At 35.2% G+C, this 25164-nt stretch carries 24 protein-coding genes, 1 tRNA gene and 1 pseudogene; 14 read left to right on the top strand and 12 right to left on the bottom strand.

Going from position 1 to position 25164, the window contains the following annotated elements; translation table 11 throughout:
• The first annotated feature begins 70 nt into the window (after positions 1-70).
• From AC4PG8_RS02125 to AC4PG8_RS02135, 3 genes are all read left to right on the top strand, one after another.
• A complete protein-coding gene (locus AC4PG8_RS02125; protein WP_185504850.1) occupies positions 71-1210 on the top strand; it encodes a PrsW family glutamic-type intramembrane protease in 1140 nt (379 codons plus the stop codon).
• A gap of 135 nt (positions 1211-1345) precedes the next feature.
• Positions 1346-2176 (top strand): glutamate 5-kinase, encoded by an 831-nt coding sequence (gene proB / locus AC4PG8_RS02130; protein WP_185512661.1) that lies wholly within the window; start codon positions 1346-1348, stop codon positions 2174-2176.
• A complete protein-coding gene (locus AC4PG8_RS02135) occupies positions 2160-3407 on the top strand; it encodes a glutamate-5-semialdehyde dehydrogenase (RefSeq protein WP_492169976.1) in 1248 nt (415 codons plus the stop codon). The genes proB and AC4PG8_RS02135 overlap by 17 nt, the downstream gene beginning before the upstream one ends.
• A gap of 19 nt (positions 3408-3426) precedes the next feature.
• Here the strand turns inward: AC4PG8_RS02135 and AC4PG8_RS02140 are convergent, their stop codons facing one another.
• Complete coding sequence (locus tag AC4PG8_RS02140; protein WP_010990841.1) at positions 3427-4347, bottom strand: alpha/beta fold hydrolase; 921 nt, start codon at positions 4345-4347, stop codon at positions 3427-3429.
• 188 nt (positions 4348-4535) lie between these two features.
• On the opposite strand from AC4PG8_RS02140, the gene AC4PG8_RS02145 reads away from it, so the two are divergent.
• Positions 4536-5000 carry a hypothetical protein gene (locus AC4PG8_RS02145; RefSeq protein ID WP_003723558.1) on the top strand — a complete coding sequence of 155 codons (465 nt, stop codon included), beginning with the start codon at positions 4536-4538 and terminating at the stop codon, positions 4998-5000.
• A 46-nt stretch (positions 5001-5046) separates the two neighbouring features.
• Here the strand turns inward: AC4PG8_RS02145 and AC4PG8_RS02150 are convergent, their stop codons facing one another.
• Positions 5047-5499: an NUDIX hydrolase gene (locus tag AC4PG8_RS02150; RefSeq protein ID WP_185504846.1), complete on the bottom strand. Its 453-nt coding sequence runs from the start codon at positions 5497-5499 to the stop codon at positions 5047-5049.
• A 115-nt stretch (positions 5500-5614) separates the two neighbouring features.
• Here AC4PG8_RS02150 and treP point away from each other — a divergent pair, with 115 nt between their 5' ends.
• A complete protein-coding gene (treP, locus tag AC4PG8_RS02155; RefSeq protein WP_492169977.1) occupies positions 5615-7099 on the top strand; it encodes a PTS system trehalose-specific EIIBC component in 1485 nt (494 codons plus the stop codon).
• 18 nt (positions 7100-7117) lie between these two features.
• Positions 7118-8764, top strand: a complete 1647-nt coding sequence (gene treC, locus AC4PG8_RS02160) for an alpha,alpha-phosphotrehalase (RefSeq protein ID WP_185482129.1) — start codon at positions 7118-7120, stop codon at positions 8762-8764.
• A 29-nt stretch (positions 8765-8793) separates the two neighbouring features.
• Here the strand turns inward: treC and treR are convergent.
• Positions 8794-9506: pseudogene (gene treR, locus AC4PG8_RS02165) on the bottom strand (trehalose operon repressor).
• A gap of 150 nt (positions 9507-9656) precedes the next feature.
• On the opposite strand from treR, the gene AC4PG8_RS02170 reads away from it, so the two are divergent.
• The 3 genes from AC4PG8_RS02170 to AC4PG8_RS02180 all read left to right on the top strand — a co-directional run bounded on the left by AC4PG8_RS02170 (position 9657) and on the right by AC4PG8_RS02180 (position 11229).
• Positions 9657-9794, top strand: a complete 138-nt coding sequence (locus AC4PG8_RS02170) for a hypothetical protein (protein WP_003761913.1) — start codon at positions 9657-9659, stop codon at positions 9792-9794.
• 328 nt (positions 9795-10122) lie between these two features.
• Entirely contained in the window at positions 10123-10968 is an 846-nt protein-coding gene (locus AC4PG8_RS02175; protein WP_003766635.1) for a YitT family protein, read from the top strand.
• 66 nt (positions 10969-11034) lie between these two features.
• Positions 11035-11229 (top strand): hypothetical protein, encoded by a 195-nt coding sequence (locus AC4PG8_RS02180; protein ID WP_003761910.1) that lies wholly within the window; start codon positions 11035-11037, stop codon positions 11227-11229.
• A gap of 46 nt (positions 11230-11275) precedes the next feature.
• On the opposite strand, the gene AC4PG8_RS02185 is transcribed toward AC4PG8_RS02180, so the two are convergent.
• A complete protein-coding gene (locus tag AC4PG8_RS02185; protein ID WP_003761907.1) occupies positions 11276-11935 on the bottom strand; it encodes a Crp/Fnr family transcriptional regulator in 660 nt (219 codons plus the stop codon).
• A 197-nt stretch (positions 11936-12132) separates the two neighbouring features.
• Between AC4PG8_RS02185 and AC4PG8_RS02190 the strand changes: the two genes are divergently transcribed.
• Positions 12133-13338 (top strand): MFS transporter, encoded by a 1206-nt coding sequence (locus AC4PG8_RS02190; RefSeq protein WP_003771551.1) that lies wholly within the window; start codon positions 12133-12135, stop codon positions 13336-13338.
• Positions 13335-13580: a hypothetical protein gene (locus AC4PG8_RS02195; protein ID WP_003761904.1), complete on the top strand. Its 246-nt coding sequence runs from the start codon at positions 13335-13337 to the stop codon at positions 13578-13580. The genes AC4PG8_RS02190 and AC4PG8_RS02195 overlap by 4 nt, the downstream gene beginning before the upstream one ends.
• A 36-nt stretch (positions 13581-13616) precedes the next feature.
• On the opposite strand, the gene AC4PG8_RS02200 is transcribed toward AC4PG8_RS02195, so the two are convergent.
• From AC4PG8_RS02200 to dbpA, 3 genes are all read right to left on the bottom strand, one after another.
• Complete coding sequence (locus tag AC4PG8_RS02200; protein WP_185570838.1) at positions 13617-14093, bottom strand: NUDIX hydrolase; 477 nt, start codon at positions 14091-14093, stop codon at positions 13617-13619.
• A gap of 166 nt (positions 14094-14259) precedes the next feature.
• Positions 14260-14523, bottom strand: a complete 264-nt coding sequence (locus AC4PG8_RS02205; RefSeq protein WP_033533095.1) for a DUF3116 family protein — start codon at positions 14521-14523, stop codon at positions 14260-14262.
• A gap of 23 nt (positions 14524-14546) precedes the next feature.
• Entirely contained in the window at positions 14547-15959 is a 1413-nt protein-coding gene (gene dbpA / locus AC4PG8_RS02210; RefSeq protein WP_010990836.1) for an ATP-dependent RNA helicase DbpA, read from the bottom strand.
• 123 nt (positions 15960-16082) lie between these two features.
• Between dbpA and AC4PG8_RS02215 the strand changes: the two genes are divergently transcribed.
• The gene (locus tag AC4PG8_RS02215; protein ID WP_185539989.1) at positions 16083-16343 is read left to right on the top strand and encodes a hypothetical protein; all 261 of its coding nucleotides are present in this window, start codon (positions 16083-16085) and stop codon (positions 16341-16343) included.
• 31 nt (positions 16344-16374) lie between these two features.
• On the opposite strand, the gene AC4PG8_RS02220 is transcribed toward AC4PG8_RS02215, so the two are convergent.
• The gene (locus AC4PG8_RS02220) at positions 16375-16974 is read right to left on the bottom strand and encodes a histidine phosphatase family protein (RefSeq protein WP_492169978.1); all 600 of its coding nucleotides are present in this window, start codon (positions 16972-16974) and stop codon (positions 16375-16377) included.
• Between the two features lie 164 nt (positions 16975-17138).
• Here AC4PG8_RS02220 and AC4PG8_RS02225 point away from each other — a divergent pair, with 164 nt between their 5' ends.
• Positions 17139-17546, top strand: a complete 408-nt coding sequence (locus tag AC4PG8_RS02225) for a VOC family protein (protein ID WP_010990829.1) — start codon at positions 17139-17141, stop codon at positions 17544-17546.
• Between the two features lie 117 nt (positions 17547-17663).
• Complete coding sequence (locus tag AC4PG8_RS02230) at positions 17664-18257, top strand: YdeI/OmpD-associated family protein (protein ID WP_492169979.1); 594 nt, start codon at positions 17664-17666, stop codon at positions 18255-18257.
• A gap of 41 nt (positions 18258-18298) precedes the next feature.
• Here the strand turns inward: AC4PG8_RS02230 and AC4PG8_RS02235 are convergent, their stop codons facing one another.
• From AC4PG8_RS02235 to AC4PG8_RS02250, 4 genes are all read right to left on the bottom strand, one after another.
• Positions 18299-19657: a DUF1254 domain-containing protein gene (locus AC4PG8_RS02235; protein ID WP_492169980.1), complete on the bottom strand. Its 1359-nt coding sequence runs from the start codon at positions 19655-19657 to the stop codon at positions 18299-18301.
• Between the two features lie 242 nt (positions 19658-19899).
• Complete coding sequence (locus tag AC4PG8_RS02240) at positions 19900-23166, bottom strand: MucBP domain-containing protein (protein ID WP_492169981.1); 3267 nt, start codon at positions 23164-23166, stop codon at positions 19900-19902.
• Between the two features lie 1268 nt (positions 23167-24434).
• Positions 24435-24508: transfer RNA gene (locus AC4PG8_RS02245), tRNA-Arg, on the bottom strand.
• Positions 24509-24618: 110 nt separating this feature from the next.
• Positions 24619-25143, bottom strand: a complete 525-nt coding sequence (locus AC4PG8_RS02250) for a metallophosphoesterase (protein WP_003766609.1) — start codon at positions 25141-25143, stop codon at positions 24619-24621.
• Positions 25144-25164: the final 21 nt, after the last annotated feature.

Raw genomic sequence — 25164 nt, forward strand, 5'->3', positions numbered from 1 at the left:
CCGTTTAACTTTGACTTTTTTTGGGAATAATTAACAGAGTCAAACTAAAAAGTTAAAGGGGGAGTTTCATTTGTCAGAATGGTACTTCAAAAAGAACGAACAGAAAGTTGGGCCTTTTACTAATATAGAGATGATAGCTCTATATAAAAAGAAAGAGATTAATGATTTAACATTGGTCCAAAAATCCCCTCATCCAGAGTGGGTCGCATTTAAACAAACAGAATTACATCAACATGCGTTAAATCACGGGAATTCAGAATTAAAAATTGGAAATCTTTTCTCTGCTGTGTTTAAAAAGCACTCTAAAGAGGAAGGCGAAAAAGTATTTATCGCAGGGACAAAATATACGACGCCTGCAACTAGTGACATTCCCCATACTTGGCCTCATCCATGGGTGTTTTCTAGAGTATTCTTAGTTTTAATCATTACGTACTTTTTACTTCTTGCTTGTACATATTTGTTTGATAATAGCAATACCATACCTGGGCTGATGGTTATTGGCTCTTTTGCAGTTCCATTTTCGGTCTTATTATTCTTTTTCGAAACAAATGCACCGCGAAATATCAGCGTTTTTGATGTTGTAAAAATGTTTTTCATCGGTGGTGTCGCAGCGCTTGTTGCAACACTTGTCATTTATTCGATTATTCCAGTTGGGAAATTAAACTACTTTAATGCTTTATTAGTTGGTTTTATAGAAGAAACCGGAAAAATGATTATCGTTGCCCTATTCATCCGCTCGCTTAATTCGAAGTATATTCTAAACGGCTTACTTATTGGTGCAGCTGTTGGGGCTGGATTCGCTGCTTTTGAATCGCTTGGATATGCATTTAACTATAGTGTCGATGCAGCATTTTTATTCAAGGATATTCATATTGCTGGTGAAACAATGATGAATGTTATCTTTAGTCGTGGTTGGCAGTCTATCGGTGGTCATGTTGTATGGGCTGCAATAACTGGTGCCGCACTTGTAATTGCTAAAGGAGATCAAAAACTAGGAATGAACCATATTTTCACAGGCACTTTCTGGAAATGGTTTATTATTCCGATTGCTTTACATTTCGTTTGGGATTGTCCTTTCAACCCACTACCAGCCATTGCGTTTAAACAAATTGTTCTAATCGTAATTGTTTGGTTCGTTATTTTACGCCTAATAAGCAAAGGATTAAAACAAGTTTCAGTCATCTCAGCTGCGAGTAAAGCTACAAAATAATAAAAAAGGATTCTAAGACAATTTCTTAGAATCCTTTTTTTAGTGATTACTTGACCAAACAACAATATATTATAGACATATCTCTATTTTCATGTAAAATAGAAGTATTATCTAATTAGCAGAGGGGTCATAGAAATGCGCGAATCTTTAAAAAATAGCAAGAGATTAGTTATCAAGGTTGGTACAAGTACATTAATGTATGGAAATGGCCATATTAATCTTAGAACTATCGAAAAGTTAGCGATGGTTTTATCCGATTTACGTAATGAAGGCAAAGAAGTTATCTTAGTTTCTTCTGGGGCAATCGGCGTTGGCTGTCATAAATTACAACTTCCAGTGCGACCTACAAGCATTCCCGAACAACAAGCAGTTGCTTCTGTCGGTCAGAGTGAATTAATGCATATATATAGTAAGTTTTTTGGTGAATACGGACAAGTTGTTGGTCAAGTACTACTTACTCGAGATGTAACTGACTTCCCTATTAGTAGAGAGAATGTTATGAACACGCTTGAAAGTCTCTTAGAACGCGGCATTATTCCTATCGTAAATGAAAATGATACAGTTGCTGTTGAGGAACTAGAACATGTAACTAAATACGGCGATAACGACCTTCTTTCAGCTATTGTAGCTAAACTCGTGCAAGCTGATTTACTTATCATGCTATCTGATATTGATGGCTTTTATGGTAGTAATCCTTCAACTGATCCAGATGCAGTTATGTTTTCTGAAATCAATCAAATAACACCAGAAATCGAAGCGCTTGCTGGTGGTAGAGGTTCTAAATTCGGAACTGGCGGCATGTTAACTAAACTTTCTGCGGCTGCTTATTGTATGAACGCTAACCAAAAAATGATTTTAACCAATGGCAAAAATCCTACAATTATTTTTGATATAATGCAAGGTGAACAAATCGGGACTTTATTTGCAAGTAAAAAGGAGGAATTTTCCCATGACGGAACTCATTAAAAAAGGAAGTGCCGCTAAAGAAGCATCCCAATTTTTAGCGCAAGCATCAACTAAGCAAAAAAATGCAGCATTGCTAAATCTAAGCAATGATTTACTTGCTCATACAGCTTCCCTTCTACAGGAAAACAACAAAGATATTATACGTGCTCGGGAAAAAGGGACACCTGAAACAATGATTGATCGCCTCCGTTTAACAGAAGAAAGAATAAAAGAAATTTCTGATGCGGTTAAACAAGTTGTTGCTTTGAAAGATCCTATCGGAGAAGTAACAAATATGTGGAAAAATGAAGCCGAGCTCACTATCGGAAAAACGAGAGTGCCACTTGGAGTTATAGGTATCATTTATGAATCAAGACCAAACGTTACAGTCGATGCTTCTGTACTTTGTTTTAAAACTGGTAATGCTGTTATTTTACGTGGTGGTAGTGATGCAATTGATTCGAATAAAGCTCTTATGTCCGTTATCCAGGATTCGCTTGAGGCATCTGGATTCCCTCGTTCTAGCGTTCAATTAATTGAAGATACATCTCGTGAAACGGCTCGTGATATGATGCGCTTAAATCGCTTTTTAGATGTTCTTATCCCGCGCGGTGGAGCTAAATTAATCCAAACTGTTCTTGAAAATGCTACTGTTCCAGTTATTGAAACCGGCACAGGAAATTGTCATATTTATGTCGATAAAGCTGCTGAAAAACAAATGGCAATCGATATTTTAGTGAACGCAAAATGTTCGCGTCCTTCTGTTTGTAATGCAGCTGAAACCTTACTTATTCACCAAGATGTAGCAGAAGCCTTTCTTCCTGAAATGGAAACCGCTTTAAAGGAATATAACGTTGAATTACGCGCGGATGAACGCGCACGAGAAATTCTAAAAGATTCTAAAGCAACAACAGAGTCAGACTGGGAAGATGAATTTTTAGACTTTATTTTGGCCATTAAAGTTGTAGATTCAGTAGATGAGGCAATTAATCACATTAATAAATACGGGACAAAACATTCCGAAGCAATTATTTCGAATGATTATGCAACTGGACAAGCTTTTCATCAAAAAGTCGATGCTGCGGCAGTATATATTAACGCTTCTACTCGCTTCACAGATGGTTTTGCAATGGGATTTGGTGCAGAAATTGGTATTAGTACTCAAAAACTTCATGCCAGAGGTCCAATGGGCTTAACGGAGCTTACTTCAACTAAATATATTATTTTCGGGGACGGTCAAATCCGTAATTAATGAAAAGGAAGCCTAATAGTTAGGCTTCCTTGTTTTTTGTATTCAACCAAGCAATAACGTCTTTAAAAACAGTTTCTTTACATAATTCATTGACAAGTTCATGGCGCGCATCTTCGTAGATTTTATAGGTAACATCTTCCACTCCAGCTGCTTCTAAAGCTAACGCAATTTTAGGCGTATCTTTTCCAAAATGGCCAACTGGATCATCACTACCCGAGAGTAATAATATAGGCAAATCTTTCGGCACACTTTCGACAGTTTCTTTTTGCTGGCTTATTTTAACGGCTTCAAAAAGATTATGGAAAAATCCGCTCGTTCCCACTACTGGACCGCAAAACGGGTCTTTCTCATAAGCTTCATAAATCGCCACATCACGTGAAAGCCAACTGAAGCGATGATTTTCATTAAACGGCTTATTATAGCCCCAAAATGCTAATTTATTTAGAAATCCGCTTCGTTTCATTTCATCTTTTTTTACCCGTTGTTTCGTTATAATTTGCCCCATTTTGAGGAGTGGGATTGGTTGTAATCCGCTTCCGCTCAGTATTACTCCATCCACTTGATGTTGCGCCATAAAAGTCCGGATGACGAAACTTCCCATACTGTGTGCGAAAATAAAATAGCTCAGTCCGGGATAAGTTTCTTTTAAATAAGTTCGAACGACTACTTCATCTTGTATCATATTTTGAAAACCTGTTTCGCCGTCTAAATGACCCAAATAAGTTTCATCTATAGCTGATTTTCCAAACCCACGATGATCGTCTGCTACTACGATATATCCCGCTTCATTCAAACGTTCAGCAAACAAGCCATATCTAGCCCCGTGCTCTGCCATGCCGTGAACAATTTGAACTACACCAACTGGATTTTCAACTTCATCCCATATATGTAAATGTAAATCTAACCCATCTGTCGCTTTTAATTTCATTTGTTTGTACATGTGTCTCCCTCCCATTTCATCTTAATATTAGTATAACATCTGGCAGTTATTTTCACTATTTCACTGCCTTTTATTAGGACTTTTGTATAACTAGTTAAAAAGTTACAGTTCCAACTATTCATTTATCCTAACTTGATTGTTCACATAATCACAATGTGCTATAATAAACCCATAAGGAGATGACACACATGGATAACTGTTTAGCGCAATTACAAATGTATGATTATTTACTAAAAAAATACCGTAACAAAGAGGTTTTCCCCGACACGCGAATGATTGTTGAAATCGATGGAAAACTTTGGACAGGTGACTTCCTCCAACTTGACGATTGCCATATCATTGAGATTGATTGGGAAGATACTCGTTTTACAAGAATCGAACGTACAAAAGATGCTATCAATGATGAATTTAATGAAAAAGTAACGAACTCCAATGTGAATGTTAGTGAAAACCGCATTGATTCAAAAATTGGTAGTCTAAAAAATATTGAAATTTTGTATCAAGAAATTGGTAATTTTGTTCGCCAAGTCGAGAGCTCTACAACGACTTTAAAACCTTTACTATACAACGCATATTGCTTAGATACACGTGTTAAATTACCATTTTTAGACCTTAGCAAAAAAGAAATTACATTAGTATCTTTGACTAATTAAATGAACCCCCGCGAAACTTATATTTCGCGGGGTATTTTTATGCTGTTTATTGAATGTGTTTTATACGATCACTTGAAAGTTGAGTTAGTTCTGTTTGGAGGAATTTTGGCAATATTTCTATATCGCTCACCTTGTCTATTTCAAACCATTTAAAATTTAACTCGTAATCTGTCTCCCCGTTTTGCCCAAACTGTTCTATTTTTGTAAACGTCGAAAGTTCTAATAGTGCGCTATTTGGATATAACTCCACAATATAATAAAACTCAATACTATCAATTTCCTCGCCATGATATACAAAGCGATTTTCTGCGATAATTTTTAAATCGCGAATAATCACTTCTTCTCCAAGTTCTTCTCTCATTTCTCGCTGTAAGCCTTCGTTAGTTAACTCATTTTCAACGGCACCACCCGGCAATGTCCAATAACTTTCATTCTTAGTTGTGTGGAGTAAAATTTTGTTTTGATGCCTGATAATCGCTGCTACTCTTATATGTTTCATAAACCTCTCTCCTTTTTCTTATTTTAGCATAAATAAAGTGGTTGCGCTTTCAAACGATTTATAGTATAGTAATGGCGAACAACTTGTATATACAAGTTAAAAAGGAGGAAATTTTATGGTTGACTATAAAAAGGATGCAAGCGCTCTCTTAGAATTAATAGGCGGCAAAGAAAATATTTCATCTGTTACACATTGTGCAACAAGAATGCGTTTTGTTTTGCTAGACCCTGATAATGCTGACGTGGAAGCTATCGAAGACATTCCAGCTGTAAAGGGAACGTTTACTCAAGCTGGGCAATTTCAAGTTATTATAGGTAATGATGTAGCTATTTTTTATAATGAATTTACAAAAATTAGTGGTGTGGAAGGTGTAAATAAAGAGGATGCCAAAGTAGATGCTAAGAAAAATATGAGCTTACTTCAACGTTTGCTTGCCGGATTAGCTGAAATTTTCACACCGTTAATTCCTGCAATCGTTGTTGGTGGTCTTATTCTCGGTTTCCGTAATGTTATCGGTGATATTAAGTTTTTAGAAGACGGTACTAAGACGATTGTTGATGTGTATCCATTTTGGGCTGGTGTTTATAGTTTCTTATGGCTGATTGGTGAAGCTGTATTCCACTTCCTACCAGTTGGAATTACATGGTCAATCGCGAAAAAAATGGGAACAACTCAAATTCTAGGGATTGTCCTTGGTTTAACGCTCGTTTCCCCGCAACTGCTAAATGCTTACAGTGTTGTTGAAACAAAAGCTGGCGACATTCCTGTCTGGGATTTTGGCTTTGCTCAAGTGCAGATGATTGGTTATCAGGCACAAGTTATTCCTGCAATTATGGCAGGTTTCTTACTAGCCTATCTCGAAATCTGGTTACGTAAATTTATTCCAAATGCAATTTCGATGATTTTTGTTCCATTCTTTGCCCTTGTTCCAACTGTTCTAGCTGCTCATGTCATTCTTGGACCTATTGGATGGAAAATTGGCGACGCGATTTCAAATGTCGTTTATGCTGGTTTGACTGGTGGACTAAGTTGGTTATTCGCTGCCCTATTTGGCTTCTTATATGCCCCGCTCGTTGTTACGGGACTGCATCATATGACTAACGCTATCGACTTACAATTAATGAGCCAATTTAAAGGAACAAATCTCTGGCCGATGATTGCTTTATCTAATATTGCTCAAGGTTCAGCTGTTCTTGCTATTATTTTCCTTCACCGTGGTAATGAAAAAGAAGAACAAGTTTCTATTCCTGCAACTATTTCTTGTTATCTTGGTGTAACTGAACCTGCGATGTTTGGTATTAACTTGAAGTACTTATATCCTTTCGTTGCTGCCATGATTGGATCAGCAATTGCAGCTGTCGTTTCCGTTTCTAGTGGTGTTATGGCTAACTCCAGTGGGGTTGGAGGATTGCCAGGAATCTTGTCAATTAATCCTAAATACTATGCAATCTTTGCTGTATGTATGTTGATTACAATTGTTGTTCCATTCGTTCTAACTGTATTATTCCGCAAATATAATATTTTAAACAAAGTAGATACTGCTCCAATTCGAACTTTTGGTAAAAAAGAATATCGCGGTTCTGCTAAATCAACCAATTAAAAAGTGAGGCTTCTCTTTATGACAAAGTTTGCTCAAAAAACTATTTATCAAGTGTATCCAAAATCTTTTTTTGATACGACTGGCGATGGTACTGGGGATATTCCTGGTATCACCGCTAAGCTTGATTACTTACAGGAACTCGGAATTGAGATGATTTGGATTAATCCTTTTTATCCTTCTCCGCAAAATGATAACGGGTATGATATTTCTGATTATACGGCTGTAGATCCGTTATTTGGAACTATGAATGATGTTACTACGCTTATTTCTGAAGCCAAGAAAAGAAATATCGGAATTATGATTGATTTAGTCTTAAATCATACTTCAACCGAACACCCTTGGTTTAAAAAAGCTCTCGCTGGTGACCCTTTTTATCGTGATTTTTATTATTTCCGTCCGGCAAAAGCAGATGGATCTCCGCCAACAAACTGGGAGTCTAAATTTGGCGGAAGTGCTTGGGAAAAGTTACCTAATTCATCTGAGTATTATTTGCATTTATATGACGTTACTCAAGCTGATCTTGACTGGGCTAACAAAAATGTACGTGAAGCGCTTTTTGATGTGGTGAACTTTTGGATTGATAAAGGTGTGGAAGGATTTCGTTTAGATGTGTTAAACGTTATTGCGAAACCTAAGTTTTTAGAAGATGATTTTGAAGGTGATGGTCGTCGTTTTTACACGGATGGGCCAGGCATTCACGCCTATTTAAAAGAGTTAAATGAGCGAACTTTTGGTGATAAGCCGATTGTAACTGTTGGGGAGATGTCTTCTACTGATATTGATAATTGTATCCGTTATAGCGACCCGAAAGAAAAAGAATTATCGATGGTATTTCATTTCCATCATTTAAAAGTGGATTATCCTGATGGGGAAAAATGGCGTTTAGCGGATGTGAATTTTGCTAATTTGAAATCGATTTTCCATACGTGGCAAGTCGCAATGTCTGAAGAGAATGGCTGGGATGCGCTTTTTTGGAATAATCATGATCAACCTAGAGCGCTCGGGCGTTTTGCTTCTGATCGTCCGGAACATTATTATCACTCTGCCACCCTGCTTGGTGCGACAATTCATTTTATGCGTGGAACTCCCTTTGTATATATGGGAGAAGAAATTGGCATGATGAACCCAAAATTCCCTACAATTGATGATTATGTCGATATTGAAACACTCAATCATTTTGACATCTTACACAAAAACGGGCTGAGCGAACAAGAAGTAATGACGATTATTAAAGAACGTTCGCGTGACAATAGCCGGACACCAATGCAGTGGGATAGTTCGAACAATGCTGGGTTTACGACTGGCACTCCTTGGTTAAAAGTAGCAGATAACGCCAATGAAATTAATGTTCAAAAAGCGCTATCCGATAAAACAAGTATTTTCTACTTTTACCAAAAATTGATAGCTTTACGTAAAGAATATCCGGTCATTCAAACTGGTGATTATACGCCATATTTGACCGAGGAAGATTTGATTATCGCCTATAAGCGTTCAAATGAAACCGCATCGCTACTAGCAATTCATTACTTTGGAGCTACAAAGAAAAAAATACAGCTTCCAAAAGAATTTTCGGACGGAAAGATATTACTATCAAATTATGACCGTAAAGAAATTAGTGCTGAGATAGAGTTATCGCCTTATGAAACATTAACTTTAATTCAATAAAAAAAGCCCGGGAATATTTCTCGGGCCTTTTAACGTCTTCTAGCAAAATCAATAAAACGAAATTTATCCAATCGGTGACGTGACTCTGTATATTGAAAAAGAGTTGTGTCTTTTAGAAATACGGTGCTTTTTACGACAACCACATGAGTATCACCGTGGAGCGCTAAGTATTTCTTATCTTCTGCGTTCAGCGGCTCAACCGTAATTTCTTTTTGAGCGTAACTGATTTCATAGCCTTTTTCATTTTCTAAGTACTGATAAAGAGAGTCTTCTAAAATCTCGGTTTCAATCGGATTTGTATTGTCTAATAAATAATCGTAGTCTAGAATGGTTGCTTCTCCTTCTAAATAACGAACTCTCAAGATAGCTAAACAAGATGATCCACGCGGAAGACCAGCGAAATCAGCAATACGATTTGGCAAGGTTGCTCGCTCGTTTCGAATTATTTGGTGGTCGCATTCATATGTTCGGATTTTTGTAATTCTTTAAAACTAGTTAATCCCGAAACTGGAAATGAATATCGTTCCCTATCAATTACAATCGATCCTTTACCTTGGAGCTTTTGAATACAGCCGTTTTCAAGTAGTAAAACAAGTGCTTTTCTGATTGTTTCACGGGATACTGAAAAACGCTTGGCCAGGACATTTTCACTCGGAAGTAGTGTGCCTGCTGGATAAACGCCGGATGTAATATCTTGCTCTAATTCTAAATAAATGTCAAAAAACTTATTTTTTTTATTCAAATTAACTCACCCACCGCTATTGTAGCATATTTGTAGGTAAATGTAACCGAAATTTGCTAGTCCGCTTTATTACCAAAATCACGTGAAATTTGTTACACTAATAGTAGTAAGATTTGTTCTTGTGTTTTGATTTAAGAGGAGGTATTTTCTATGACTAAAGTTATTTTAACTATTATCGCAATTATCGTTCCAGCATTTCTTGGATTTTTATTTGCTTATCAGATTTATAAGAAAAAAACTGCCACTTATATGCCACTAAAAAATGAATTTGTACACTGGGCAAAGTAAGCATCTAATAGGGAGGGAATCAAGGTGAAAAAAACAGAAAGTGAAAAACCGCTTGTCATCAAAATTGTTATTAGTGTTCTTGTTGGTTTATTTTTACTTAATTTAATGCCATTCTTAGCGATCTTCGGTTAATTTTTTTACTTAATAGTGCTTGAAGCAGCTTATTTTTTATGGTATATTGTAAATTGTGTTGAAATGAATAGCAATTTTTTATGGTGAGACAATTAATGACAGAGATGTCAGTTAATGCTTTTTTTATAAAAAGACTCCAGAGTGCCGATTTCGCGGTGTTCTTGGGTCTTTTTTTGTGTGGAAAGGAGAAATGGATATGAAAAATAAAACTGGTTGGAACATCGCAAAAATTATTGTTGGAGCGCTTATATTCTCGCTTGCGGTCAATGTTTTTGCAATCCCTAATAATCTTGGGGAAGGCGGCGTGACGGGGTTAACGATGATGCTTTACTACTTGCTTGGTTGGACTCCAGCGATTACGACGTTTATTTTTAATGGTATTTTACTTGTTATTGGTTATAAGTTTTTGGATCGCATGACGATTGTTTGGACGATTGTCGCGATTAGTTTCACTTCGCTATTCTTACATTTTTCTGAACCGCTTGCTTTTGTTGCAAGCCAATCTATCGTGGCAGCGATTTTTGCTGGATTAATGATGGGAATTGGTATGGGGCTTATTATGAACGGTGGCGGAACTACTGCTGGAAGTGCTATTTTAGCAAAAATAGCAAATAAATATTTAGGTTGGAATACTAGTTATGCGCTATTATTCTTTGATTTAATTGTCGTTATCCCTTCTGTTTTTGTTATTGGTTTTGAAAATATGCTATTTACGGTTGTTTCACTTTATATTTCTACAAAAGTGCTTGATTTCATCCTGGAAGGTTATAATCCTAAAAAATCTGTTACGATTATATCTGACTACTATGAAGAAATTGCTACCGAAATCGATGCGAATTTGGAACGAGGAATTACGCTGTTTAACGGTCAAGGATTCTATATGCGTCAAGATAAAAAAATCCTTTATATCGTGATTAGTCGTGATCAACTTCTCCCACTAACAAAAATCGTGAATAAATATGACGAAAAAGCATTCTTTATTATTAATGACGTGCAAAGTGTTGTTGGAGAAGGATTCACAAAACAAATTACAAGCGAATGATGTTGTTTTATGAAACTTATGTTACAATGATGTGGAAATTATTTTTAATGTAAGTGAGGCGTCCTTATGAAAATATCTAAACCGGCATATATGGTTTTACTTGTTGTTGGCTTGGTTTTTGTTTTTTTGGGACTATCTAATATCGGAATTTCTATTTTTTGGGACTTTAGCGACTTAGAAAATATGCTGGTTGGCTCTTTGCTAATCATCATTGGGCTTATTACACTTAGAGTTCGATATACATTTAAAAAAAGAGGATAGAAAAGCACTGCAAATTATGATTGCAGTGCTTTTCTACTGTTATCATTTAAAAAATTACGTTTTCTTGAATAACATCTAATTTTTTTATGATAATATAGCGGTTTTTCATGGTGATGACGCCCTCTTTTTTTAATTGTTGAAAAATCCGATTGACACTGCTCGCTGAATTTATTCCGCAAAAGTGACCAATTTCTTCATTACTCACTAAAAAATCGATTAAAAATTGATCTTTTTCGATTTCCACGCCGAAAAGTGTATAAAGTTCGTATAACTGTGTGCAAATTGCGCCAAGTTTTCCGTTCATCAGCATTTGCTGCATTTTTTTGATGGATTGTAAAAGTCTTGTGCGATAATAATCTTTGACATAAATTTGCAGATCAACGTCACGGTTTACATCTTTCCAAAAACGTACTCGGTCTACTTGATATAGTTCTGCTGTGTCTGACTCCACACGAATATTGAACGGCGCATTGGCAAATTGAGAATACTCATCTTTTAAAAGTGAGATAATATCCATTTTATTAATGTAGTTTAAATTAAATTCCCTGCCATCCCTTGAGATAATACTCGTTTTAATAATCCCTTTTTTAAGTATGTACACATAAGAATCTTCAAGCCCTTCGTAAGTTAAATATTTACGTTTTCCCCTTGTAATAACTGGAAAATCATTTGTGCTTACATAATTATTAAGAATATTTTGTTTCATGTTCTTAACCTCCTTTTTGTCATTCCAGTTAAAGCATATTAATCATACAAAATACTATTCCCTATTTTTTCAACATATGTTATACAAATTTGTATATATCAGAAATAATTACCAAATTAAAAAGTCTACTCTTAAAATTTCGCCTATAATACTCTTTGTCGCTGAGATAAATCACACGTAGGAAGGGATTTTAATTTATGAAAGAAAAATTATTTAATAAGGGTTTTGTTTTAATAACATTGATTAACTTTGTCGTTTATCTTGTCTATTATTTGCTGATGGTGATTATCGCTGTCATTGCCCAAGAAGAGCTGGGTGCATCACTCGGCGAAGCGGGTTTTGCTTCTGGTATTTATATTATTGGTACGCTCCTTGCGAGACTTTATATGGGGAAAAAGCTTGAGTTATTTGGTCGCAAGCAAGTTTTAAGGTTTGGTATTTTATTTTTCTTAGTAACGACGATGGCTTACTTATACATGCCGACGATTGCAATTATGTTTATTATTCGCTTTTTAAATGGGTTTGCATACGGAACAACTTCTACTGCAACAAACGCCATTGTCACTGCTTATATTCCTAATTCTAGAAACGGAGAAGGCATTAATTATTATGGTCTTAGTACGAGTCTTGCTGCTGCCATTGGACCGTTTATTGGAATGATATTGTTAAGCAAAACAAGCTTTTATACGATTATTATTTTTTCCACGGTTATTGTCTTATTAACTGCACTGCTTTGTTTCTATCTACCAGTAAAAAATATTGTTTTAACAAAAGAACATCGGACAGCATTACAAACTTGGACTGTCAAAAGTTTTATTGAAACGAAAGTTATTCCGATTACTTTTATTGCCTTTTTGATGGGGATTTCTTATTCAAGCGTACTTACCTTCCTTGCTTCGTATGCGCGAGAAATTAATTTAGTTAGCGCTGGTACTTTTTTCTTTGTTGTCTATGCGTTAGTTATTACTTTTACCAGACCTATGTCAGGGAAACTATTTGATGCAAAAGGTGAAAAATATGTCATGTATCCTAGTTATCTCTTTTTAGCAGTTGGTCTAGTTGTGCTTAGTACTGCAACATCAAGTATTGTTTTACTTATTTCAGGTGGATTAATTGGTTTAGGTTATGGAACTTTTATGTCGAATGGACAAGCTGTTTGTTTGAAAGTTTGTGAACCCCACCGTATTGGCATTGGTTTATCTACTTACTTTATTGGGCTTGATTTAGGCCTTGGTATCGGACCTTATATTATGGGTGAAATTCATCATGTTCTTTCATTCCAAGGTATTTACATTATCGCTGGTGCTATCGCATTTGTTTGCGTATTTATTTACATGTTTTTATCCAGAAAAAAAGTGTCCAGTGGCGCACATGAACAACTAAAAGGGAGCGAAGAATTATGAATAAATTATTACTCATTACCGCAGCAGGTTATATCGTAGGAGTCCGAGCGATTGAAAGTGAAAAAAATCATTCTATTTTGCTTAGTGACGTCTATATTAATAACCCATCGCAGCGATTGATTGATCATTTTGAAAGTCTAGAAATTGCAAAAGAACAAATTATCGGGCATAAAAAATTATCTACCGATGATGCTCAAAATTTAATTAGTAGATGGGAAGCTAATTATTTTACTACATCTTGATAAATGGAAGCATTGCGAATCAGCGCAATGCTTTTTTTATAAGACTTGATGGCTAATATGTAATAATGTATTTTCATGGTATTTTGTTGTAACTTCTATTCTCTTCAAATCATCCGGAACATGTTTGATTAGATAAGGTAGATTGTTCACTACACCAGTATTCTCTTGATTAAGTATCCATGATATTTTTTTAAAGTCGAGAATTCCTTCTACGGTTGCCAGCGGGGTTTGGTATATAAAGTCATCTTTCAGTTTAGCAACAAACAAATGCATGCCGCCAAGGTTCTCCCCTTCTACAAACCATTTCATTTCACCAATATCACGTATTTCGTAGTCGGCTGCATTAATTCCAGTCTCTTCTTTGATTTCACGTTTGATAGATTCAATGAGTAATTCTCCGGGCTCGATTTTCCCACCCACACCGTTCCAACTTCCCATCCAAGGGGATTTTTGTCTGTTTAATAATAAAATTTCATCAGCTCTTTGGATAAAGCAGAGCGTGTATTTATACATAGTTTAACCTTCTTTTTTCGTTTTTATTAGTATAGCATATTTAACAGCATAAAAAATAACAGCATCCGTGTTTAGGTTGGGAAACGGATGCTGTCAGGTGAGATATTTCATTGAAAAAAAGGTTACTCTTAATATACCGAATAAATATGAAAAAAGTATGAACAAACTAAGAAAGTTCATTTTTAATTTTTTGAAGTAAATGATTACCTTGCTGCGTCATACTATAATATTTTTTATTATTATTATTTTCGTCACGTATGATAAAGCCATGAAATTCAAGCCAGTAAGTGCAGTATAACAACTCATTTCTCGTAGAATTGCCAACAATATCACTTTGCAGAAAATTGATGGTTAATGATTTTATATTGTATACAGGATTTTTGACAACTTCTAACACCATTATAATAAGTCGATTATCTGGCCTTTCCATTGCGTGACCTTCTTTGCTTTAAATTATCGTTTTCTTGCTTCGTTGACTTTGAGACGTCTGCCTTTCACTTTTCGTGAGCGCATCATTTCAAGAACAGCTGGGCCTTTTCCGTTTAAAATTTCGACAAAGGACACATGATCTTCAATCGTAATAATACCAATATCTTCCGCTGTAATCCCTTCTAATTTAGAAATGGTTCCAACAAAATCTACCGCACGGATTTTTTTCTTTTTACCACCGTTAAAATAAAGTTTCATAATATTTTTATTTAGTTTTTCACCGCGAGCTTTCTTTATGGTTGGGCGTTTTTGTTGTTTTTTACGGAAAGCTTCTTCATTTGCTTTTACTTCGATGATAGTTGGTTTCCGCTTTTTCTCAATCGTAATATTTAGCATTTCTTCTATATCACGAAGAAGCGGATTTTCATTCGTCTTAACAAAACTGATAGCTTTTCCACTTTTTCCAGCACGGCCAGTACGTCCGATTCGGTGCACGTAGTTCTCTTTTTCAATCGGTAAATCGTAATTAATTACAAGCGAGACATTATCAACATCAATTCCTCGACCGGCTACATCTGTCGCAATTAAGAAACGTGATTTTCCGCTTTTGAAATCATCCATAGCGCGGAAACGATCTTCTTGTCTTAAACCGCCATGAATTTTACTCGCTTTTACATCGAGTAAATCGGTGAGTTCATCGACTTGATTTTTCGTATTACAAAAAATAATTGCACTGTCAGGATTTTCAGTAATTAAAACATCTTTTAACGTTTTTTCTTTATTATCCGTTTGCATTTCCACATGAAAAATTGGATTTGTTTTTTCGGAAGCCATTTCAATTACCATTGGATTATCTTGATAGCGTTTAATTAAATCTTGCATTTCTTCAGGTAATGTTGCTGAGAAAAATAAGTTTTGACGCTGTTTTGGTAAACGGCTAAGAATATCTTCTACTTGGTCAATAAAGCCCATGCTTAACATTTCGTCTACTTCATCTAAAACTAAATGGGCTACTTTGTCGACATTAAGTGATCCTTTTTCGATATGGTCCAATAATCGACCCGGAGTTCCAACAACAATATGATTTTTTTGACTTAATTCTAATTTTTGTTTAGCAAAAGGTGATTGTCCATATATTGCTGCTGCTTTAATTCGTTTAAATCGTCCAATATTCGTACATTCTGTCTTAACCTGCATTGCAAGTTCTCTCGTTGGTACGATAATTAGCGCTTGTGGTTTGTTTTCTTCCCAAACAACCTGTTCTGCAATTGGAATCGCAAATGCTGCTGTTTTCCCGCTACCAGTTTGTGATTTAGCAACAATGTCTTCACCTGTTAAGGCAACTGGAATTACTGCTTTTTGAACAGGGGTAGCTTCTTTATATCCTAGTTCATTAATGGCTCTTTTAATTTCTTCACTTAATTTTAAATTATTCATGTCAGTCCTCATTTCCTCATATCATCATACCATATTTTTTCACAAATGACGGAACGAATTGTTTGTACTTCGCTCCTACTTCCTTTAAAATGGACTCTAAGCTTCCAAAATAAGGAGGAAACAATGAATTTAGATGATTTGAAGAATAAAGTTACCGAGTCCCTGCCCCTGGAAAATCTAGGAACACTGACAGAAGAGGCAACAACCAAAGCATCTGAGCTTGGCGAACAAGCAAATAATGTCACTGAGAATCTGCAAAATGAAGCAACCAATTTAACAGAAAACTTACAGGATAAAGCGAGCGGCCTTACAGAAAACTTGCAAGATACAGCGAATGAATTAACAGGTGGTTTTTTGGATAAAATAAAGAATTTGTTTCAATAAGAAAAAAAGCACTCATTTACGAGTGCTTTTTTCATTTGGCGCTTTTTATATGTGTCCCTTTATCAAAATCATGATTAATAAAATTGACTAATGTAAATTGACCGTTTTCATATTCAAATTTTAAAATACAGCAGTTTTTTAATCCTGTTACTTTGCCAATTTTGCTCGTTTTTTCCCAGTAACGGGCAAACTGAGCGCAAGCGGCTCCGTGTGATACAGCGAGAACGGTATCGTGATCATCTTGGCTCATAATGCTTTCCATTGTTTCCACTAAACGATCTCTAAAATCAGCTTCACGCTCGCCTCCAAAGGTCGCAAAAAAGTCACCATATGGCAGCGGCGGGTTTAAGTCTTCGCTCTCCCCTTCAAAAGTACCGAAATTCCATTCTTTTAATCCTTTTAGACGAGTGTATTCTTTTGTCGTAACAAGCTCTAAAGTGTCGCATGCACGCTCTGAAGTAGAACTATATGCTTTGTCGAATGTAATATTGTTTTCTTTAAAGTAACTTCCCGCTATTTTTGCCTGTTTAATACCTAGCTCTGTAAGTGGTGCATCGCAAAATCCTTGAATTTTTTTGCGTTGGTTAAATAAAGTTTGACCGTGGCGCATTAAATACATTGTTTTTTTCATGTAAATTCCCCCGTATCTATATCTTATTTCAAGTCTATCACCTTGGAGTAGCTCTAAGTCAAGTAATAATTAGCTTAATTTTTCCTCTTTTTCATCGTATCTGCTATAATAAATACACCAAAATGAATAGAACTATAGCGAATAAAAATCGAGGAGGAATTCAAATGACGTTAAATGTTTACTTGAATTTTAGAACACAATCCAGAGATGCTATCGCGTTTTATGAAGAAATTTTTGGAACAAAGTGTACAGATTTGATGACATATGGGGAAATCGAGTCCGCTGAAGAACCTATAGAAGATTCGCTAAAAGATTTAGTTATGAATGCTAGTTTAGTACTCGATGGAGTAAAAGTCATGTTTTCCGATGTGCCGAAGTCTATGCCACTTACATTTGGCGACAATATCACACTCGTTATCGATACAACGGACGAAATAAAACTGACAAAACAATTCCATCAACTTGCGGAAGGCGGCAATATTATTATGCCACTCGGAAAAACATTTTGGTCAGAAAAATATGGTCAAGTTACTGATAAGTTTGGTATTGGTTGGCAGCTTAATCTATCCTAAAAGCAAAAGAACCTGGGATAAGTTTCAGGTTCTTTCTTTAAGTCATTTTGTCCTAAAAAAGCATATTTACACGAGGTAAAACAACACTTATTTAAGAGTAGAAAAGAGGTATTCTTTATGGCAAAGACAGAGTTAAATCCTAAAGTAGATTCGTTTCTTAATAAACCTTCTACCTGGCAAGCTGAATTCAAAGCATTAAGAGAAATAGCTATCACATTTGAACTAGAAGAAGAATTTAAATGGGGAAAACCTTGTTATGCTATTAATGGCAGCAACGTTTTCTTAATTCATGGTTTTAAAAACTACTGTGCACTACTCTTTATGAAAGGCGCACTACTCCGTGATCCGGACAATATTTTAGTGCAACAAACAGAAAATGTGCAAGCTGCTAGACAAATTCGCTTCACTAATTTACAAGAAATTCTTGTTCAAAAAGAGATTTTAAAAAAATATATTCAAAATGCAATCGAAGTTGAAAAAGCTGGTTTAGAAGTAGCGCTTAAACCAAGAGCGGAAACGCCTATTCCAGAAGAGTTACTTGTGAAATTTGAGGAATTACCTGCTTTAAAAACAGCTTTTGAAGCGTTAACTCCTGGTCGCCAAAAAGCGTACTTGCTTTATTTTGCGGCTCCAAAGCAATCAAAAACGCGTGTTTCGCGCATTGAGAAATATGAAGCAACGATTTTAGATGGATTAGGACTTAATGATTAATAAAAAGAGGCGCAACTATTAAAAGTTACGCCTCTTTTTATTTATTTAACTTCTTCAAAATCATATAGTTGCCAGCTATTGTCAAATGCTGGTTCAGTTGGTCCGTAAATACGGAAGTACGTGAACCAATTGGCATCAGGAACAGTTTGAATCCAAGGTAGCGACTCATCTTCTGGTGGATTTGGTCCAAAGTAAAGCGTTGTATTGCCGTCAGCATCTACTTCAAAGGTATCTTTAATTGAATTAAGCGCTGGCATAAACTGCTCAGTAACAATTTCTGAACGAGTATCCATATCATAAACAGTTACAGACCAGAAAATACTCGTTGGCACTGGTGTTGGTACTTTTAATGTATAGTTTTTACCTCCATCCAGATAATTTCCTACTTTATCTTTCACCCCTAGCATATAAACGGAACCAAATCCGACTTTATGCATAAACATCATGTGTGTTTCGAGTGTCGCTTGATAGAACCAGCGCTCTCTTACAGGAAGGTTTAAATACGTTTTTTCATAGAAGTCATTATTCTCACCGTATACAGCCCATTCCCAGTTTTTCCCTGGCCAAACAATGGCTGCAGGATCATCTGTATTAAAGGAATTCACAAACATCATCTTATCTGCTTTTTCGCCAGCTTCAATTAACAATGCTTTTGTGTCTGAATCAGGATTAAATTCTTTATTTGGAGCCAAACCAATTGCTTTTAGTAAGCCATACATTTGGTAATATTCTGGATCTGTTTCATCATTATCCAGCGCCCATTTGATTACTTCCCAATAATCGAATTTTCCTTCCACATAATAAGGTGTTGAAATGGCTTTACGATGAGAAAAATCATGGAAAGTACTGGTTGGATTATTTTTTGCTTCTTTTAGCGGATAAAATTTTACTGTTTTTAGTAACTCAAATGCTTTTTCATAATCACTTGCTTGGTGGACCATCGCCCGTAAACAAATTAAAAACCTAAAACTAGATGGTTTGCGAACTATGTATCCTTCTGGAATATCCCCGTCATAATTAGGAGGAAGATATAAATACTTGGCACCTTTACCTTCTTCATCCCCTGTTAATCCCATATTCGTAATAAATTTAAAATTAATATCATCCGCCACACCAACAATTGCACCCGGCGGTAATTCGATGACAACAGGACCATTCTCTGTGTTCCCTGTTCCAAGACAATACGGGGTATCTGAATTTTGTGTCAGTACATTTAAGTCAGGAGTCGTAAGTTGAATAATAAAATCGTGATTCTCGGTAATTCCTAAATCGTGTAATGCTTTAAAATTTGATACATTCGAAACGGTTGGATAGAAAAATCGGTATGCCTCCACAGCTCGATTTAAAAATCCTTCTTTTCTTATTGATTCTACTTTACTCTCAGGTAGCATTTTTTTCATGTAAAAATCCTCCTTCAATTAGCTTTTTTTAGAACACTTGTACAATACCCCTGTTTTTGGAAATTCAAGCGTAAAATAAAAAATCTTCTAACCGTGAGAAAATTTTTGTAAGAAAGCGTATTAATACTAACTTAGTAGTGATTATATGAAATGACTCGCTGCCTTCACTATTTGATAGGTAAAATTATTTTAATAAACAAAAACTCTCCTAATGATAAGGAGAGTTTTTTCAAGAAACGTTATCAGCAGTTATGAGATTTATCTTTTTTTCTTTTATTTCGGTGTAGCCATTGGGTACTAAGAAGTACTAGTAAAATTCCTAATCCAAAGATCAAATTCGCCGGCTGACTACCTGTTTTAGGTAGGGTTTGTGGAGCCTCATTTGTTGGTTGGACATCGTTTGTTGGCTTAATATCATTCGTTGGTTGAATATCTCCATTGGAATTACTCCCTAGTACATCTGAATTTGGATTTGGATTTACTTCGGCTTTATTAGCACGATATACATATTTTATAGTTTGATTCTGATCCGTAAATTTACCAGTTGCATTAGCGGGCTTTTGCACTAGCGTATAGCCTTTAATTTCCTTGGCTGTAGTTGCGTAGGAATCATTAATGTTTCCGTTTAATACCTTGCTTATGGCCAGCTCTTTCCCTGTTTCATCTACATATTTTACAGTAATATAAGATGATGTCGGTATACTGTTCTTTTTATAGTGATAAATCACCGTTTGTGCTTCTGTCGTGAATTTTCCGCTAGCATTAGTTGGTACTTTTACTAGCGAATAGTCTTTTATTTCTTTTGGTTTAGTTGTATATGCTTCATCGACATTTCCGCTTAGTACCTCACTTGGTGCTAGCTCGTTGTTGTTTTCATCCAAGTGTTTAACGGTGATATTTGCTGCTATTGGGCTATTTTGTAATTGATACACATAGGTAACCGTTTGAGGATTCTCGTTAAAAATCCCGTTAGCGTTAGTAGGGCTCTTAATTAAGGTATAGCCATCTATTGTTTTAGCCACTGTTGTGTATGTTTCACCAATTTCACCAGTCAATACTTCCGTTTCACTAATTTTAGCTCCTAATTCGTCCTGGTAGTTCACCGTAACTTCTTTAGCTAAAATTGGCTCTACTTTAATCGCGCGATACACATAGGTCACTGTTTGTGCATTTTCGCTAAACTTTCCTTCTGCATTGCTCGGTGTTTCAATTAATTCGTATCCTGTAAAAGTCTTCGCTGTTGTAACATAATTTTCATCAACATTACCTGATAATGTTTCGGTTGGTGCTAATTCCATCCCATCCTCATCGGTATATTGTATCGTGATGTCTTTAGCTGGAACGGGATTTTTCGAATAGATATATGTCACAGTCTGTTCTTCTAAGCTAAATTCTCCTTGTGCATTTGATGGCATTTCAGTTAGTGTATAACCTAAAATTTCTTTTGCACTTGAACTATATTCTTCACCGACATTTCCAGTTAATATGCTATTTTCCGCAAGTTTATTCCCTGATTCGTCTTCATATTTCACAGTTATATTTGCACCTTGTACAGCATCAATATAAACAATCACTTCTTTTGGAGTAGCCTTAATTCCATCCATATTCTCTACGTTTAATGTTACTGTGTATTTTCCTACTTTCTTGAGATTCACCATTGTTTCAAAATCGCTTTTAATGGATAAATCATCCGTTGTTTGCGCTTGAACATCCTTTAAAAACTCTGCTTCTGTTTTTTCTGTCCCTTGTGGATAATGAATTTCGGAATCTGCATTAATTACTGGGGTAGTTGATCTTTTAAATGGTTGTGTTACTTTTCCTGAAAAAGTTCCATCTATACCAGTCACATTAATTAGCTCAGAAAACTGAAAGCTGACCTCTGTTAAATTTTTGATTCTTTCAGACGACCAAGTTATTTTTTCATTTGCGTATGTTCCAAAATTTGATATTGGGAGTGGCTTGATTAACTTATCAAAATTACTAATCTCATTATTAATAATTAAATCTGAATCATCCACTACAATTGCTTTATCTAAAGTAACTGCTTGATTTAATGCACTAATTCTCGATAGTTTTGGCATTTTTGTTTTAAGGTTACTTGGTAAAACACTGATGGAGTTTAAATCGATGTTTAAAGTAGTCATTTCTGGAAAATCATCAAGCATATCTATATTGGTAATTTGATTTTTGTTTAAATTTAAAGTTGCCAGTATAGGAATATTTTTAAATTTCTCGACGCTATTTATTTTGTTAGTATTTAGATTCATGTCTGTTACAGAAACTAAATTATTTAGTTCTATCTGATCGATGCTATTACGTTCAAATCGAACTACAGTTACTTTTGGAAGGTTAGCTAATTCGACTTTCGTTAAACTTGCTATTTGGCTAAAGTAGACATTTCGCATAGTGTAATAACCTAAATTAACTAATTCTGGATTATTTTTGGCAATCACTGTTGTTAACGCAGATAAGTCTGGATAATCGGAAGTCTTTACATCTACCAATTGGGGTTGATCTTGAACATTTATCAATTTTATAGCCAAATTTTGCTGTATATTTAGTGTCATCAAATTGGGTAGATTTTCTACATCCGTTTTGTCTAATACAACTTCTTCTAGTTGGTTCTTTGACAGGTCTAACGTTTTTAAATTAGGCAGATTTTGGATGTTATCGAATACTGTATCTGTTAATTCATTTTCTCCTAATGGCAGATCTTCAATGGCCAAATCAGTAACTTTTAGCTCATTAATACTGTTTTTGTCAAGGTTTGCTTTTCTTACCTTAGGGAGATTGACTAATTCGACTTTTGTTAAACTTGCTACTTGGCTAAAATAGACATTTCGCATAGTGTATTGGCCTAAATTGACTAATTCTGGATTGTTTTTGGCAATTACCGTTGTTAACTTGCGTAATCCTGTATAACCAGAAGTCTTTACATTTACCAATTGGGGTTGATCTTGGATGTCAATAGTATTAAGATCGGGATTATTTTCAATATCAATGGTTGTTAGTTTCGGGAGTTGATTTTGCGCATTTAAGATAAGACTGCTAATTTGATTATTTTTTACCGATAGGCTTACTAAATTAGGTAATTGATCTATTGGAGAAATGTCTGTTATTTGATTATTATTCAAGCTTATACTTGTCACATTGACTAGCAAATCGATTCCTGTTAATACGCTTATTCCTTTATTATAACCATTGAGAGATGTGATTTTATTCAAGTCTGCTTGTGTTACTAGCTGAGTTGTATTCTCTGATCCCGTTGCTTCTTTAGCAATTACTTTAGCTAAGGCACTGTCAGGAAATATACTTTCATAGGTGTCCCCTGTTTCAAGAATGGTCTTAGTGTATTTTAGGGAATTAGTTAATCCCTTAGTTGTTTTTGAAGGTGTATTTATTTCTACTTTTTGTTCATTTTCTTTAGCTTCGGTGACAAATGGATACGCACTTAATGATTGAAAGAGCATTATCCCGACTACAATGATAGAACTTATCTTTCTTTTCATGATTAGTCTCCTTAGATGTAATTATTATCTTAAAGAATGAGTTGAATTCTGTGTTTGATGTATGTGGTATTTATCGCCTCAATAAGTACTAATTATAGCAGTCCTAAGCTAGCCATTTGAATATAGTATAGGGGGTTTTTTCATTTCTTGGTATCATCGTTCACATATCGTTCATATCTTTTTAAGGTTCGGTACTAATTTTAGACTCTCTAATATATTTAAATTTATTACTTGTAATTCTCAAAAATTACTGTCAAGTCATATAACAGAATACCTAATAAGGGATGAATTTACATAAAAATTATTGTTAAAGTAAAGGATCAATCATCTGCTTGTTCTCATTTTTGACTATTTTATAAAGTAGTTCTTCGTTTTCAATGAGATTAGTAATTACTTGAACTAGTTTTAATGAAAATTGCCACAAAAACAGCGTAATAAAAATGGGAAATGCAAGATAAAAAAATCTCTAAAACATTCACCTTTTAATTACAAAGGGTTTCAAATGTTTTAGAGATTTTTTATTTTACTGTTTAGCGTTTTGAAAGCATCTGCTAATACGATCTAATGCTCTAAAGTATAACCGTTTTTCCCTCCGTTATGTCCGTTTTTTTGTCATGTTCGTAAATATTATAGCGACTATCACTAAACAAAAAACACTAGCCATCCATCCTACACTGGAAATGATGTTGAGAGCAAATAATGTACTTGCTATTATTACTAAGAGAATAAAAATAGCGTAAAAAAATCCTTTTTTCATGTTTTTCTCCCTCCTCCTAGTCTAGTTTCATCGTAATACAATAAGATAATGTATAACCAAAAATATAATGAAATGTCCAATTCTAGTCATGAACAACAAAAAAGAGCTTATTTAAACTTTTTCTTAAACGACAGGTACAATATTGTGTATTAAATCACAAGATAACACGTAATATAGTTCATTATACACGATTTATGCTTTACTCTTCTCGAATATCTCGAAAAATACATATTCACTTAAAATATATGTTGTTTTTTTAAATGAAATCTCCTTTTTTATTTAACTAATTAACTTATAAAATCAAACAAGAATTTCATATGATTTTTATCAGTCTTCACCTATATTATTTACTAAAAGACATATTAGAGTAGCATTTATTATTTCTAAGAGGCATTCAATGTTGTCTTCCCCTCTTAATAGATACAACTGCTTGAACACCATTATTTGAACTTCCGCAAATCAAAAAGCACCATAAACATTGTATTACCAACGTTTATGGTGCTTTATTTAACGTCCTGAGAGGGATTCGAACCCCCGACCGACGGCTTAGAAGGCCGTTGCTCTATCCAGCTGAGCTATCAGGACAAATGGCACTGTTTTTTCAACAGCCAAATACCATTTTATGTTTAAATTGCTTGTTTGTCAATGGTTTTCTTTAAGTTATTGCATTTTTTCTTTTTTGGGTGTCTTTTGACCTAGTTGTGCTTTGTTAAAGGAAAAACTTGGGTTAGGTCAGTTAGTTCGTTATCGTCACGATCCATGAAGCGAACTTTGATTCCTTCTGGCGTAGAGTCGATGAGCGCGTATGTTTTGATACGAATGCGACCTCTTGGTAAGGAAATGCTTCCTGGGTTTAAAATGATGGTGTCATCTAGCATATCAACGCCTAGTTCATGAGAATGACCAAAGAATGCGAAATCAGCGTTTAATTCACGAGCTCGGTAGCGTAAGTTCATAAGTGTCATTTTGATGTTGTAAAGATGTCCATGTGTGGTTAAAATACGATAGCCATCCACTTCTCCTACCCAATCATTTGGAAATCCTCCGCCAAAATCACAGTTGCCTCGAACAGTATGAAATCCTTGAATCGCTGGATCATCAGCTTCTAATTCAGAATCCCCACAATGAATCATGGCATCGACTGTATTTTCGTATTTTTCTTTAAGATGGATTAAGCAGTCACGTTCTGAGTGGCTGTCGCTAACTACTAATAATTTCATTTTATTTCCTCCCCCTAGTGC

The organism is Listeria sp. MAN/IMW/UF555 (assembly GCF_058684075.1).

What these genes read in the sequence shown, in the direction of transcription:
- proB (WP_185512661.1), top strand. Translation starts at nt 1,346, where the DNA reads ATGCGCGAATCTTTAAAAAATAGCAAGAGATTAGTTATCAAGGTTGGT.
- AC4PG8_RS02135 (WP_492169976.1), top strand. Translation starts at nt 2,160, where the DNA reads ATGACGGAACTCATTAAAAAAGGAAGTGCCGCTAAAGAAGCATCCCAA.
- AC4PG8_RS02140 (WP_010990841.1), bottom strand. Translation starts at nt 4,347, where the DNA reads ATGTACAAACAAATGAAATTAAAAGCGACAGATGGGTTAGATTTACAT.
- AC4PG8_RS02145 (WP_003723558.1), top strand. Translation starts at nt 4,536, where the DNA reads ATGGATAACTGTTTAGCGCAATTACAAATGTATGATTATTTACTAAAA.
- AC4PG8_RS02150 (WP_185504846.1), bottom strand. Translation starts at nt 5,499, where the DNA reads ATGAAACATATAAGAGTAGCAGCGATTATCAGGCATCAAAACAAAATT.
- treP (WP_492169977.1), top strand. Translation starts at nt 5,615, where the DNA reads ATGGTTGACTATAAAAAGGATGCAAGCGCTCTCTTAGAATTAATAGGC.
- treC (WP_185482129.1), top strand. Translation starts at nt 7,118, where the DNA reads ATGACAAAGTTTGCTCAAAAAACTATTTATCAAGTGTATCCAAAATCT.
- AC4PG8_RS02170 (WP_003761913.1), top strand. Translation starts at nt 9,657, where the DNA reads ATGACTAAAGTTATTTTAACTATTATCGCAATTATCGTTCCAGCATTT.
- AC4PG8_RS02175 (WP_003766635.1), top strand. Translation starts at nt 10,123, where the DNA reads ATGAAAAATAAAACTGGTTGGAACATCGCAAAAATTATTGTTGGAGCG.
- AC4PG8_RS02180 (WP_003761910.1), top strand. Translation starts at nt 11,035, where the DNA reads ATGAAAATATCTAAACCGGCATATATGGTTTTACTTGTTGTTGGCTTG.
- AC4PG8_RS02185 (WP_003761907.1), bottom strand. Translation starts at nt 11,935, where the DNA reads ATGAAACAAAATATTCTTAATAATTATGTAAGCACAAATGATTTTCCA.
- AC4PG8_RS02190 (WP_003771551.1), top strand. Translation starts at nt 12,133, where the DNA reads ATGAAAGAAAAATTATTTAATAAGGGTTTTGTTTTAATAACATTGATT.
- AC4PG8_RS02195 (WP_003761904.1), top strand. Translation starts at nt 13,335, where the DNA reads ATGAATAAATTATTACTCATTACCGCAGCAGGTTATATCGTAGGAGTC.
- AC4PG8_RS02200 (WP_185570838.1), bottom strand. Translation starts at nt 14,093, where the DNA reads ATGTATAAATACACGCTCTGCTTTATCCAAAGAGCTGATGAAATTTTA.
- AC4PG8_RS02205 (WP_033533095.1), bottom strand. Translation starts at nt 14,523, where the DNA reads ATGGAAAGGCCAGATAATCGACTTATTATAATGGTGTTAGAAGTTGTC.
- dbpA (WP_010990836.1), bottom strand. Translation starts at nt 15,959, where the DNA reads ATGAATAATTTAAAATTAAGTGAAGAAATTAAAAGAGCCATTAATGAA.
- AC4PG8_RS02215 (WP_185539989.1), top strand. Translation starts at nt 16,083, where the DNA reads ATGAATTTAGATGATTTGAAGAATAAAGTTACCGAGTCCCTGCCCCTG.
- AC4PG8_RS02220 (WP_492169978.1), bottom strand. Translation starts at nt 16,974, where the DNA reads ATGAAAAAAACAATGTATTTAATGCGCCACGGTCAAACTTTATTTAAC.
- AC4PG8_RS02225 (WP_010990829.1), top strand. Translation starts at nt 17,139, where the DNA reads ATGACGTTAAATGTTTACTTGAATTTTAGAACACAATCCAGAGATGCT.
- AC4PG8_RS02230 (WP_492169979.1), top strand. Translation starts at nt 17,664, where the DNA reads ATGGCAAAGACAGAGTTAAATCCTAAAGTAGATTCGTTTCTTAATAAA.
- AC4PG8_RS02235 (WP_492169980.1), bottom strand. Translation starts at nt 19,657, where the DNA reads ATGAAAAAAATGCTACCTGAGAGTAAAGTAGAATCAATAAGAAAAGAA.
- AC4PG8_RS02240 (WP_492169981.1), bottom strand. Translation starts at nt 23,166, where the DNA reads ATGAAAAGAAAGATAAGTTCTATCATTGTAGTCGGGATAATGCTCTTT.
- AC4PG8_RS02250 (WP_003766609.1), bottom strand. Translation starts at nt 25,143, where the DNA reads ATGAAATTATTAGTAGTTAGCGACAGCCACTCAGAACGTGACTGCTTA.